At 70.4% G+C, this 13,413-nt stretch carries 10 protein-coding genes; 7 read left to right on the top strand and 3 right to left on the bottom strand.

The window, feature by feature from the left end; translation table 11 throughout:
* The first annotated feature begins 58 nt into the window (after positions 1-58).
* Positions 59-1,312, top strand: a complete 1,254-nt coding sequence (locus tag GS4_RS02045) for a uroporphyrinogen-III synthase (RefSeq protein ID WP_083862614.1) — start codon at positions 59-61, stop codon at positions 1,310-1,312.
* Complete coding sequence (locus tag GS4_RS02040; RefSeq protein WP_007616967.1) at positions 1,312-2,052, top strand: sirohydrochlorin chelatase; 741 nt, start codon at positions 1,312-1,314, stop codon at positions 2,050-2,052. Before GS4_RS02045 ends, GS4_RS02040 begins: the two co-directional genes overlap by 1 nt.
* A gap of 38 nt (positions 2,053-2,090) precedes the next feature.
* On the opposite strand, the gene GS4_RS02035 is transcribed toward GS4_RS02040, so the two are convergent.
* From GS4_RS02035 to GS4_RS02025, 3 genes are read right to left on the bottom strand one after another with little or no spacing between them, the layout of a single operon-like run.
* Positions 2,091-2,393: an MGMT family protein gene (locus tag GS4_RS02035; RefSeq protein WP_007616961.1), complete on the bottom strand. Its 303-nt coding sequence runs from the start codon at positions 2,391-2,393 to the stop codon at positions 2,091-2,093.
* The gene (locus tag GS4_RS02030) at positions 2,390-3,250 is read right to left on the bottom strand and encodes an alpha/beta hydrolase (protein WP_007616959.1); all 861 of its coding nucleotides are present in this window, start codon (positions 3,248-3,250) and stop codon (positions 2,390-2,392) included. The genes GS4_RS02035 and GS4_RS02030 overlap by 4 nt, the downstream gene beginning before the upstream one ends.
* 42 nt (positions 3,251-3,292) lie before the next feature.
* Positions 3,293-3,946, bottom strand: coding sequence for an HAD family hydrolase (locus GS4_RS02025; RefSeq protein WP_007616958.1), 654 nt, complete (start codon positions 3,944-3,946; stop codon positions 3,293-3,295).
* Between the two features lie 80 nt (positions 3,947-4,026).
* Here GS4_RS02025 and GS4_RS02020 point away from each other — a divergent pair, with 80 nt between their 5' ends.
* Genes GS4_RS02020 through GS4_RS02000 form a run of 5 tightly spaced genes read left to right on the top strand, consistent with a single transcriptional unit; the run spans position 4,027 to position 13,396 of the window.
* Complete coding sequence (locus tag GS4_RS02020; protein ID WP_007616957.1) at positions 4,027-7,620, top strand: ATP-dependent helicase; 3,594 nt, start codon at positions 4,027-4,029, stop codon at positions 7,618-7,620.
* Entirely contained in the window at positions 7,613-10,990 is a 3,378-nt protein-coding gene (locus GS4_RS02015; protein ID WP_007616956.1) for an ATP-dependent helicase, read from the top strand. The genes GS4_RS02020 and GS4_RS02015 overlap by 8 nt, the downstream gene beginning before the upstream one ends.
* Positions 10,991-11,029: 39 nt before the next feature.
* Positions 11,030-12,097, top strand: a complete 1,068-nt coding sequence (locus tag GS4_RS02010; RefSeq protein WP_007616955.1) for a potassium channel family protein — start codon at positions 11,030-11,032, stop codon at positions 12,095-12,097.
* A 47-nt stretch (positions 12,098-12,144) separates the two neighbouring features.
* Positions 12,145-13,095, top strand: coding sequence for an NAD(+) diphosphatase (nudC, locus tag GS4_RS02005; protein WP_007616954.1), 951 nt, complete (start codon positions 12,145-12,147; stop codon positions 13,093-13,095).
* 49 nt (positions 13,096-13,144) lie between these two features.
* Positions 13,145-13,396, top strand: coding sequence for a mycoredoxin (locus tag GS4_RS02000; protein ID WP_174343989.1), 252 nt, complete (start codon positions 13,145-13,147; stop codon positions 13,394-13,396).
* Positions 13,397-13,413: the final 17 nt, after the last annotated feature.

Here is a 13,413-nt window from a genome sequence, read left to right as displayed (position 1 = left end):
CCCGTCGAGTCCCGCCGATCGACTCCAGCCCACTGCTCAGCCCAACCGACGAGCCAGGATGAACAGCCCAACACACTCCGATCGACCACACCCGGACCGCCCCGTCGAGGCGGCTGCGGACGAGGCACGCGCGACCGCCGCGCGGCCGACCAGCGGCGTGCGGAACGCCGACGACCCGTTGCCGTTGATCGGCTTCACCATCGGCGTGACCGCGGCCCGACGCGCAGAGGAGTTCGCGGCCCTGCTCACCCGGCGCGGGGCCGAGGTCATGTACGCGCCGACCATCCGGATCCTGCCGCTGGCGGACGACACCGAGCTCGAACGGACGACCGCCGATCTCATCGCCGAGCCGGCAGACATCATGGTCGCCACCACCGGGATCGGCTTCCGCGGCTGGATGGAGGCGGCCGAGGGATGGGGCAACGCCGAGGACCTGATCGGTGCCCTCGGCCGGAGTCGGCTCATCGCGCGCGGACCGAAGGCGAAGGGCGCGATCCGCGCGGCCGGGCTGCGCGAGGAGTGGTCGCCGGAGAGCGAATCGTCGTCGGAGGTCCTCGACCGACTGCTCGACGAGGGGGTCGAGGGGGTGCGCATCGCGGTGCAGTTGCACGGCGCGACATCCGAATGGGAGCCGTTGCCCGACTTCTGCGCCGTGCTGCGGGCCGCGGGTGCCATCGTGGTGCCGCTCCCGGTCTATCGCTGGCACATGCACCCCGACGTCGACGCGATCGACAAGATGATCTGGGCGGTGGTGAAGGGCGACCTCGATGCCATCACCTTCACCAGTGCCCCGGCCGCGGCGTCGATCCTGACCCGGGCCAAGGAACTCGGGCGGTTGCAGCCGTTCATCCACGCACTGCGCACCACCGTGCCGGTGATGTGCGTCGGGTCGGTGACCGCGGGTCCGCTGGAGGCCCTGCAGATCCCGACCTCGTACCCCCGACGGTTCCGGCTCGGTGCCCTGGCCCGGTTGATCACCGAGGAACTGCCCCGTCGAAGTCACGATCTGCGGATCGCCGGTCACGACACCGCGATCCGCGGTCAGGCGGTGGTGGTCGACGGCGAGGTGCGCGATCTGTCGGCGACCGGACTGGCATTGCTGAAGATCCTTGCCGCCATGCCGGGGCGGGTGGTCTCGCGGCAGGAACTGTTGGCCGGCCTGCCTGGTGACAGTTCCGACACCCACGCCGTGGAGGTCGCAATGGCGCGGCTCCGCTCGGCACTCGGTGACGCCAAGATGATCCAGACCGTGGTCAAGCGCGGCTATCGTCTGGCGGTCGACCTCGAATACGATGCGGATGGAGACGAATGATGCTGCCGCACAACCAGATCACCGGTCCGGCTGTCGGCGACCGACTCCGGGATGTGGGTCCCGTCCTGGTCGCGCACGGAACCCGCAACCCACACGGCGTGGAGCTGATCGCGCGGATCGCCGAGGCGGTGGGAGAGCGGATCGGTCCGACCAGGGTCGCGTTCGTCGACGTCCTCGGCCCGAACCCGGCCGAGGTGATCGCCGACGTCGATCGGCCGGCCGTTCTGGTCCCCGCCTTCCTGGCATCGGGCTATCACGTGCTCTCCGACATCCCGCGGCACGTGATCGATGCCGGCCGCGGCGACACGATCGTGACCCGCGCCCTCGGACCCGACCCGATGATCGCCGAGGTCGCCCGCAGACGGCTGATCGAGGCCGGCTGGCGGCCGGGCGACGCAGTGGTCCTCGCCGCTGCTGGGTCGTCGGACCAGAACGCCTGTGCCGAGGTCCATCTCGCGGCACGCCATCTCGAGGGTCTGATCGGGGGACGGGTCGAGGTCGGCTTCATCGCCACGGCGTCCCCGTCGGTACCGGAGGTCGTCGCCCGGGTCCGCCGACCCGGTCGCCGGGTGGTGATCGCGAGTCATCTCCTCGCGCCGGGGCTGTTCCACGAACGTCTGCATGGCTACGGCGCCGACGCCGTGTCCGAGCCGCTCGGTGCGGATCGACGGATCGTCGACCTGTTGATCACCCGGATGCGCGCGGCGGTGAGTCCGTACCGCCGATCGGTGTCTCGCTGACGCACTGTCAGCTGTCGGCTGTGTGGGGCGTCGGGGGGCTATCCCTCGATGGCCCAGCGACATTCGCGGAGTGCGATTTTGCCGTCCCGGATCGGTACGCCTTCGGCACGGAGCTCTTCGAGCTGTCGGTGGACGAGATGCGGCGCAGGCTTACCAGAGGCCGGGACCACTCGGTGCCACGGGAGATCGGCGGAGTCGGTGCGCATGATCCAGCCGACGATCCGCGCGCTCGACAGTCCGACCGCCCCGGCCAGATCGCCGTAGGTCGTCACCTTGCCCTCCGGGATCGCCGCCACCAGGGCACGGACCGCTTCGACCTCCTCCTCCGTGACCGCGGTCATCTCCCGGAACCCCCGGAATCCCTGGAACCCACTGTCGGTGTGTCGCCGGCCGGGACACCCACCATCGTCCGGATCAGTCGGGCGCTGAGTTCCGGTTCCAGGAACGGCACCATGTGTTCGCAATCGGCGTGCACCACCTCGACCGAGTCGGCGCGCTGCGCGGCGATCGCATCGAGAAAGTCGGGGCGCACGAAAGCCGGTTGCACGCGGTCGGCGACGACGATGCTGGTCGGGATGCCGGCAGGCGGCAGCACCGCGGGCCGCGACAATTCGCTCCACGACGTCGCCGCGGCCGGCTGACTGACCCGCCAGCCGACCCGGCCGCCGGGCCGGTCGATCAGATGCTCGACGATCTCTGCCTCGAGGACCTCGTCGGGGACCTCTGCCCATCCTTCCGCGCGCTTCGCCGACCGCGCCTCGGCGGCGTCGTCGTAGTCCCAGTGCTCCAGTGCAGACGTGGAGACCTCGAGCGCGTAGTCGGGATCGAGTCCCTGGGCGGGGTCGAGCAACACCAATCCGCGGACGATGTCGGGTCGCAGACCGGCCAGATGCATGGCGATCGCACCGCCGTAGGAGTGCCCCACGATCACGAAGGGGCGATCCGCCTCGGGGATGTGGGCATCGACGACGTCGGACACCGCCGCCACGTGATCGGCGATTCGCCACGGCGGCTGCCAGGGAGAACGACCGTGCCCCAGCAGATCCGGGGCCACGATGCGCAGGTCGGCGAGGTGATCGCGGGCCAGCCCCGCCCACCGGCGCCCGTGTCCGGTCAGCCCGTGCAGCGCGAGCACGGTCGGGACACGGTCGGGGCCGTCGGCGGCCGGACCGAAGACGTGGGTGTTGAGCGGCGGCATGGCATCAATCGTGCCCTACCCGGGAGCCGCGGGCCGATGGGCTCAGCCGACGGTACGGATCCACGCCTCCAGCCAGGGCAACATGTCGATGAGATCGGTGGTGTCGAGGGTGTCAGTGGCAGCGTCTTGTGCGACCGTTCCGGCGTTGAGAGCGAGCGAACTCGGGAGAGCGTCGAACAGTGGGATGTCCGACCGACTGTCACCGACGGCGCAGCACCGAAGGGGTGGCACACCCCGTGCAGCCGCGAGTTCGAGTGCCTTGTCGCGCTTGTCGTACTCGTCGAAGTGCTCGGCCACGGTGCCGTCGAATGCGCCGTCGGTGACACCGACGCGAGGTCCGCCGTTGGGCGTGAATCCGTGGCGCCGGGCGATCGAGTTGCTGACGGGCTGCCAGGCCAGCGAAGCCAGGACCGGCTCGACCCGCTTGTCCCGACACCAGGCCACCACTGTCTCGATGCCCGAGATCAAGGGGAGGTCGTCGAGCCAGCGATCGACGACCGCCGTGCGGACGCCGCGCCACCCCTTGGCATCGATGACGCTGACCTGTTCGTTGGTCAGTTCGCCGGTGGCATAGCGTCGCTCGGCCCGATCGAGTTGCCGCTGGTGCCCCAGCCGAGATGCAAGGAAGCTGCCGCTGGACATCGACGGAATCAGCGTTCCATCGATGTCGAAGAACACGATCCCGCGGATCTCCATCGTCGAAGCCTAGCCAGACCGGCAGCTATCTGCCCGGGAGCATCGTCGCGCTGTCGGCCCCGCGTGATTCGATGGAGTCCATGCCCTCTCGACGTGACGCGACTCCCGCGCCCCGCGCTCCCCGACAGCCGTCGGGTACCGCGCTGCGCACGCGTCTCGTCGGGGCCGCGGACGGTCCCGTGTCGGATCGGATGTGGCCCCCGGAGGTCGCGGTCGTCCTCGATCCGCGGCGGGCCGGCCATGCGGAAGACATCCCCGAAGGTGACCACTCGGCGTGGCGGCCCTACCGCGTCCACGGTGGCCCCGGCAGCGGCAAGAGCGCGCTGATCGTCGATGCCGCCGTCGCCCGACTCACCGACCCCGCGATCGATCCGGAGTCGGTGCTCGTGCTGGCGTCGGGTCGCGACGCCGCCACCCGGTTGCGCGAGGAGATCACCCGCCGCGTCCTGTCAGCCGGAGGTGCTCTGGGAGGTGCGCTGCGTGAGCCGTTGGTCCGGACGGTCCACTCCTACGCCTTCGCCGTGCTCCGGCTGCAGGCGAGTGTCCACGGCAACCCGCCGCCGCGACTGGTGACCGGGTCCGAGCAGGATGTGATCCTGCGCGAGCTGCTCGCCGGCGACATCGAGGACGGCGCACCGCAGTGGCCGTCGCGTCTCCGACCGGCGCTCGGCACCGACGGATTCGCCCAGGCCCTGCGCGACCTCATCATGCGCGCCGCCGAACGTGGTGTGGGCCCAGAAGAACTGAGCACCCTCGGACGACGGCACAAGCGCCCGGAGTGGGTCGCGGCCGGCCACGCCTACGCCCAGTACGAGCACACGATGCTGCTCCGTGGCGCGGTCGGACTCGATGCGCCCACGGCCTCCGCGCCGGCCGTCGACGCGGCCGAACTCGTCGGCTCCGCGCTGTCGGCCTTCGCCACCGATCCCGAGTTGCTCGCGGCGCAGCGTCGCCGGATCCGGCATCTGCTCGTGGACGACGCCCAGCATCTCGACCCGCAGGCTGCGGAACTGGTCACGTTGATCGGCACCGGTACCGACTCCACGGTGATCGCGGCCGACACCGACCAGTCGATCTACGGGTTCCGGGGCGCCAGTCCGCGTTTCGCCGACGGACTGGCCGAGACCGGTTCACCGCGCGACATCGTCCTCGACGTCGACCATCGCGGGACCGCGGCCATCAACGACATCGGGCGGATGCTCGCCACCCGGCTCCCGGGTGCCCGACCGCACGCCTACCCGACGCCCGCGGCGCATGTCGCCCGGTCGGATGCCGACTATCCACACCGATCGACCGTCGGTGGCGCCGACGTCGCCGTCTTCAGCTCGCCGGCCAAGGAGGCGACCGCGATCGCCGACCTCCTCCGGCGGGCCCACCTGTTCGACGGCGTGCCGTGGTCGCAGATGGCGGTGATCGTCCGATCGGTGTCGCTCGCCCTACCCGCACTACGGCGCGCGTTCCGATCGGCGGGCGTGCCGGTGACCACGCCGACCAGCGACCTGCCGCTGCACAGACAGCGCGCGGTCGTGGCGTTGATGCTGGTGCTCCGGGTCGTCGACGCCCGCCGGGAGCGTGCGGCCCGGCCGGTGGACGGCGACGCTGGCGACCGCGTCCCGGCCGTCGACGCCGCGAGCCCCGCCCCCGACCCCGTGAGCCCGGATGCCGTGAGTCCCGATGCGCTGAGCATCGACGAGGTGGTCACCCTGCTGTCGGGGCCGATCGGTGGCGCCGATCCAGGGGCGATGCGTCGGCTCCGTCGCGGGGTGCGTCGCAGCGACGAGAAGGCGGACATCGACGCCGATTCGCTCACCTCGCTGCGCGCCGCGATCCTCGATCCCGATGTGGCGCACCGATACCTGGCCGCGTTGACCGAGGCCGAGGCGACACCGCTCCGGCGGGTCGTGGACGTGATCGGTGCGGCACACCGCGTCTCGTCGTCACGGCGCGGACTCGAGGAGACGTTGTGGGCGGCGTGGCAGGCCAGCGGACTGGAGCGCCGCTGGTCGGCGAGCGCGCTCCGCGGTGGCCCGGCGGGCGAACAGGCCGACCGCGACCTCGACGCGGTGATGGCCGTCTTCGAGGCCGCGGCCGCCTTCGCGGACACGTTGCCGGCCGCCGGCCCGGGACAGTTCGTCCACTATCTGACGCAACTGCAGATCCCACGCGAGAGCCGCACCCCCACAGCCCGTGGGGAGGCCGTGACGATCCTCTCGGCGCACGCTGCGTCGGGCCGTGAATGGGAGGTGGTCACGGTCGCCGGGGTGCTCGACGGATTGTGGCCGTCGCTCCGGAGTCGGGGCAGCGTTCTGGGCACCGGCGCCCTTGTCGATCTGCTCGACGGGATGAATCCCGACGCCGTCGACACCGTCGCGCGCGGTGCCGTCGCGCTGGCCGAGGAGCGTCGGCTGCTGCTGGTGGCGTGCACTCGCGCACGGAGCCGACTCCTGGTCACCGCGGTCGAGGACGGCAGCGGCGACTCGTCGCCCTCGCGGTTCGTGCCCGAGATCGCCGAGGTCACCGCCCGCAGGGCAGGACTCGCACCTGACGAGATCGCCGGACCGGTCACCGACGCGTTGCCGGACGCGCCGCTGGACGAGGTCCCGCTGCATCCCGGCGTCGACCGCGTGCTGTCGCTGCCGTCGCTGGTCGCCTCGCTGCGAGCGGCGGTCGTCGCGGGTGTGGGTCCCGACGCCGACGGCGTGCCCGATGCCGACAGCATGCCCGATGTCGACGAGCGCGCGATCGCCGCCGCGGGTCTGCTCGCCGAACTGGCCGATTCCGACATCCCCGGCGCGCATCCCTCGCACTGGTTCGGACTCGGCGGTCCCAGCACCGACTCGCCGCTGTGGACCCCCGATCGCGGTCCCGTCTCGCTGAGTCCGTCGAATGTCGAAGCATTGACCCGGTGTTCGCTGCGCTGGGTGCTCGAGCGGCACGGCGGTCGTGACGGCGACGGTGCTCCGGCTCTCACCGGGACCCTGGTCCACACGCTGGTACAGGCGGTCGCGGGCACGCTCGACCACGCCGAGGTGACGGCGGCACTCCGCGAGATCTGGGATCGGGTCGACACGGGGGTGCCCTGGTACTCACATCGCGAACTCGCGCGAGCCGAGGGAATGTTGGTCAACTTCCGTGAATGGCTGCGGGTCTCGCGATCCGATCTCACCGAGGTCGGGGTCGAGACCGACGTGGACGCCCTGGTGCCCGCGCCCGGTGATCCCGACGGTTCCGGAGCCGTCGACGACATCCCGGTGCGCCTGCGCGGCCGCATCGACCGACTCGAACGCGACGAGCAGGGCCGTCCGGTGGTCGTCGACGTCAAGACGGGCAAGACCGCGGCGACCAAGGCCGATGCCGAGCAACACGCCCAGCTGGCCGCGTACCAGCTGGCTGTGGCACTGGGAGGACTGCCGGGCGAGCGTGACGGCGTCGAGCCCGGCGGCGGACGCCTGGTCTACGTCGCGACGTCCAACAAGACCACCGGTGCGGCCGAACGCATCCAGCCCGCCCTGACCGCCGAGCTCTTGGACGAGTGGACCGGCATCGTGCGTGGCGCCGCCCGCGCCAGTGTCGGCCCGGTGTTCGCCGCGACACCGAATCCGGGCTGTGGACACTGCCAGCTGGCGACCAGCTGCCCGGCGAAGCTGCCCGGCAAGGCGGTGACCGATGACTGACCGGATCTCGGCGACCTCGCTGGCCGCCGCCCTCGGACTGCCCACGCCCACACCGGAACAGGTGGCGGTCATCGAGGCGCCGATGGAGCCGGTGCTCGTGGTGGCGGGTGCCGGTGCGGGCAAGACGGAGACGATGGCGTCCCGGGTGGTGTGGCTCGTCGCCAATCGCATGGTCGGCCCGGAGGAGATCCTCGGTCTCACCTTCACCCGCAAGGCCGCCAGCGAGTTGGGGGCCCGGATCCGACGCCGTCTCTCGATGCTGGCCGGTTCGCCCGCGTTGCTGCACTGGGACCCCGACGGCGCGTTGGCATCCCGCCTGCGCAGCGCCGACCCCGAGGTCAGCACCTATCACGCCTACGCGGGACGGCTGATCGCCGACTACGGTCTCCTGCTGCCGGTCGAACCGTCGTCGACCCTGCTGTCGGAGACCGAACTGTGGCAGTTGGCGTTCTCGGTCGTGTCGAGCTGGCCAGAGGAACTCGACACCGCAAAGGTGCCCGCCGGCGTCACCGAGGCAGTGCTCAAGCTGTACTCCGAGATGGCCGAACACCTCGTCGACGTCGAGGACCTGCGACACAGCGGTGACGACCTGCAACGGCTGATCGAGACGCTGCCCAAGGGGCCGCGCCAGCGTGATGCCCCCACGCAGGCGCTCCTCAAGGTCAGCGACGTGATCGACGAACGGCGCGAACTGATCCCGATGGTGCTCGCGCTCGTCGAGGCGATGCGCCAGCAGTCGGCGCTGGACTTCGGCAGTCAGATGTCGATGGCCGCGCGACTGGTCGTCGAACATCCCGAGGTGGCCGACGAGGAGCGACGGTCGGTGCGGGCGGTGTTGCTGGACGAGTATCAGGACACCGGCCATTCGCAGCGGATCCTGTTGTCCACACTGTTCGGTCGAATTCTTTCTGGTGCCGGGGGATCGAAGGGCGCCGGCCCGGCGGGGACCGTCGCGGTGACGGCGGTCGGCGACCCGATCCAGTCCATCTACGGATGGCGTGGAGCGTCGGCGGCCAACCTGCCCCGCTTCACCACCGACTTCCCGAAGGCCGACGGGTCACCCGCTGACCGTCTGGAACTGCTGACCAGCTGGCGCAACTCGGCGAACGCTCTGCGGCTGGCCAACGAGACGTCCGAGGAACTGCGGCGACGCGGCATCCCGGTCAGCGTCCTGCGATCGCGGCCGGGCGCCCCGCAGGGCACCGCGCATCTCGCGCTGACCGAGACGGTCGTCGACGAACGCGCCTGGATCGCCGATCACGTGGAACAGCACTATCGACGCGCAGAAGAGGAGGGGACGGCGCCACCGACCACCGCGGTCCTGGTGCGCCGCAACGAGGATTCGGCCCCGATCGCCGCCGAGCTGGAACGGCGGGGGATTCCCGCGGAGGTCGTCGGCATCGGCGGTCTGTTGCACGTGCCCGAGATCGAGGACATCGTCGCCACCCTCCGGCTGATCGCCGATCCGATGGCGGGGACCGCCGCGATGCGGCTGCTCACCGGAGGGCGTTGGCAGTTGGGTGCCGCGGATCTCGCCGCACTGTGGCGGCGGGCAACCGAACTCGCCGCCGAGGAATTCGCCATCTCCAGCGGCGTGGTGACCAGTCGCGAAGAACTCGACGCCGCACTCGATGCCGCACTGCCGACCGAGATCGTCGACCGCGCCGGCATCGCCGACGCCATCGTGGATCCCGGTGAGCCGCAGCGCTACAGCCCGGAGGGGTTCGCGCGCATCCGAGCATTCGGTGCGCAACTGGAGTCGCTGCGCAGGCGGATCGGGCAGCCGTTGCCTGAACTCGTCGCCGACGTCGAGCACACCATCGGGGTGGGGGTCGAGGCGCAGATCCGCGCCCGGCGCATGCGTGGCGCGATCACCGGACGCGAACACCTCGACGCCTTCGCCGAGTACGTGACCCGCTATGCCGATCGGCCCGGCGCCAACCTGCCCGGACTGCTCGCCTTCCTGGACACCGCGGAGACCATCGAGAAAGGACTCGAACAAGGCCGCATCGAGGTCGCCGAACAGCGCGTGCAGATCCTCACCGTGCATGCGGCCAAAGGACTCGAGTGGGACGTGGTGGCCCTGCCGCACGTGTGCCGGGGGATCTTCCCGGGAGGACGCAACGAGGGCACCTGGCTGGGGAGCTCCAAGGAACTGCCCGCCGATCTCCGCGGCGATCTCGCCGACGACACCGCCGAGGGCTTCCCACGACTGTCGCTGGAGTCCGTCGGCGACCGCAAGGAACTCGAGAACGCGCTGACCGAGCACAAGGAGGCGATTGCGCAGCGTCGGCTGGAAGAGGATCGCCGGCTCCTCTACGTCGCCTTGACCCGGGCGAAGGAGGCGCTGCTCGTCTCCGCGCACCAGTGGTCGGAGAGCGGTGACAAACCGCGTGGCGGCAGTGATTTCTTCGATGAGATCCGCGACATCGTCGTCACCGCGATCGACGATCCGGCCACGGACTCCGAGGGCCTCGTGGTCGATGTCCTGGCCGACGACCCACCCGACGGTGCGACGAATCCACTCGCCGAACAGGTGATCCGTGCCCCGTGGCCACGCGACCTGCTGGGCAGCCGGCGGGACGCCACCGCGCGCGGCGCCCGACTGGTGCTCGACGCACTGGCCGCCCGGGATGCGCCGTCGTTGTTCGCCGAACCGGCCACCGACGCCTACCCGGCGTCCGCCGACGAGAACGGCGATCCCGAGGTGAAGGCCTGGCGCGCTGAGGTCGCTGCGTTGCTCGCCGAGCACCACCAGGGCAACCAGGCGCTGGTCGACGTCGAGTTGCCGACCCACCTGTCGGTGAGCCAGCTCGTCGAACTCGACTCCGACGAACAGGTCTTCGCGCAGCGGCTCCGGCGACCGACCCCGTTCCGCCCCAATCCGATCGCACGTCGCGGCACCGCCTTCCACGCCTGGCTCGAGCGGTGGTTCGGAGCGACCCGGCTGCTCGACATCGACGAGCTGCCGGGTGCGGCCGACGCGACCGCGAGTCCTGACGCCGACCTCGACGCCCTGCGCGACGCCTTCCTCGCCTCGCCGTGGGCCAATCGCACCCCGGCCGAGGTCGAGGTCCCGTTCGAGACGGTCATCGGCGGGACCGTCGTCCGCGGCCGGATCGACGCCGTCTTCGCCGAACCCGACGGCGGATGGATCGTGGTCGACTGGAAGACCGGCTCGGTCCCGGAACCGGCCCGGCGTTCGTCGCTCGCCGTGCAGTTGGCGGCCTATCGCCTCGCGTGGGCGCAACTCGCCGGCGTCCCGCCGGAACGGGTGCGGGCCGCCTTCCACTACGTGCGGGACGGGCACACACTGGAACCCGATGTGCTCCTCGATGAACCGGCTCTCGCTGCACTGCTGGCCAGATAGGCTAGATTCCACTCTTGTGAGCGAACGGCGGACCGGCTGATGCGACATCGTCTGCGACGCGGCCTGGCGTCGGAGGAACTGTCCGAGCGTCCCGATCACGCACTCGTCGGTGTCATCCGGATCCCGGAGACCCAGCAGAGCCCCGGTCGCGCGATCGGTCGCCGCGTGGTGTTCGCCCTGGTCGCACTCTTCTTCACCGCGGTCATCGTCTACCTCGATCGCGACGGGTACCGCGACGTCCAGGAGAACGACCTCTCGTTCCTGGATGCGCTGTACTACTCCGCGGTGACCTTGTCGACGACGGGCTACGGCGACATCACGCCGCTCACGCCGACGGCCCGCCTGATCAACCTGCTCATCATCACCCCGCTCCGGGTGCTGTTCCTGATCGTGCTGATCGGTACCACCCTCGAGGTGCTCACCGAGCGCTCACGACAGGCCCTCAAGATCCAGCGTTGGAGGAACAGCGTGCGCAATCACACGGTCGTCGTCGGGTACGGCACCAAGGGCCGCACCGCGGTGGACGCCATGATCGGCGACGGCATCAAGCCCGCCGAGATCGTCATCGTGGACTCCGATGCCGCCGTGCTCGAGGCCGCAGCCGCCGACAACCTCGTCACGGTCCGCGGCGATGCGACCAAATCCGACATCCTGCGTCTGGCCGGGGTCCATCACGCATCGAGCATCGTCATCGCCACCAGCCGTGACGACACCGCGGTCCTGGCCACCCTGACGGCGCGAGAACTCAACCCCCGGGCCAAGATCGTCGCGTCGATCCGGGAGTCGGAGAACACCCACCTGATGCGACAGTCGGGTGCCAACTCGGTGGTCGTGTCGTCGGAGACGGCCGGTCGGCTGCTCGGTATCGCCACCCTGACGCCGTCGGTCGTCGAGGTCATCGAAGACCTCCTCACCCCGGACGAGGGCTACGCGATCGCCGAGCGCGAGGTCGACCCGACCGAGACCGGTGGCTCGCCCTCCCACACCCGCGACATCGTCCTCGGCGTGGTCCGCAACGGAGTCCTGCACCGCGTCGACGACAGCGAGGTCGAGCAGATCGAGGCCGGGGATCGGCTCCTCTACGTCCGTAAGGGCGCATCCGACTGAGGCATGCCCCGCGACGTCCGTCGGGTGCGGGTGACAGGCTGGTGCCCATGGCCCACTTCGTCTTCGACCAACCACCGCTGCTGTCCCGCGCGACGTTCGACCGCGCAGACGAGATCCGCGACGAACCGGAGCGGATGCGATCCGGCTGGCCGACGGCCCGTGTCCTGCCGATCGACGCCTCGGGGCGCTACCCGGTCACCGAGACCGGTGCCCTGCGATGGTCGCCGGCCGCGGACTTCGGATCGACTCCACCGGCAGATGCGGTCTTCCTCGCCGTGCACGGCGGCACCGACCTCTGGACCCTGCGCGTCGGCTCCGTCGACGGCGAGTCCGACGATGCCCGGCGCGGCGCCCACAAGCTCGATCCCGATGAGGCCGGCCTGCTGGCCACCGCCCTCGGCATCCTCAACTGGCATGCGACCGCAGCGTTCTCACCGATCGACGGGGCGGCGAACGCGCCGGCCCGCGGTGGTTGGGTCCGCCGTCATCCGGAGACCGGGGCGGACGAGTTCCCGCGCACGGACCCGGCCATCATCACCGTCGTGCACGACGGGGCCGATCGCGTCCTCCTCGGACGACAGGCGGTGTGGCCCGACGGCTGGTTCTCGACACTGGCCGGTTTCGTCGAGCCGGGGGAGTCGCTGGAGCAGTGCGTGATCCGCGAGGTCCACGAAGAGGTCGGCATCACCGTCCGTGAACCCCGATACCTCGGCAGTCAGCCGTGGCCGTTCCCGCGCTCGCTGATGCTGGGGTTCGCCGCGATCGGCGATCCGGCCGAGCCGCTGCGATTCCTCGACGGAGAGATCGGCGACGCCCGATGGTTCACCCGCGACGAGGTGCTGGCGGCTCTGGCCGACGGCGACGCCTCCTGGATCCGGGGCGACGGTTCGCCCGCAGTGGACACCGGCCCAGACTCCCCGGCGCTCCGGCTCCCGGGATCGATCTCGATCGCGCGGGCCCTGATCAACGCCTGGGCGACCGGCGAGGGTGTGGCCTGAGGCGCCTCGTGCCGGGAATCGGCAGCATCGGCGTGATGTTATGGCTGACATGAGCAACGAGTCGCATGCGCTGACGATGTACACCACCACCTGGTGCGGGTACTGCGCACGCCTGAAGACCGGTCTGAAGTCCCTCGGCCTGACCTGGAACGAGATCGACATCGAGCAGAACCCGGAGGCCGCGGAGTTCGTCGGCAGTGTCAACGGCGGAAACCACGTGGTGCCCACCGTCCTCTACGCCGACGGCACCACCGCGACGAATCCGTCGATCGCCGACGTGAAGGTCAAGCTCGGCGTCTGAACTTCTGTCCCCAGCCG

The organism is Gordonia soli NBRC 108243 (assembly GCF_000334455.1).
GTDB lineage: Bacteria > Actinomycetota > Actinomycetes > Mycobacteriales > Mycobacteriaceae > Gordonia > Gordonia soli.
This window is presented reverse-complemented; position numbering and strand designations above follow the sequence as displayed.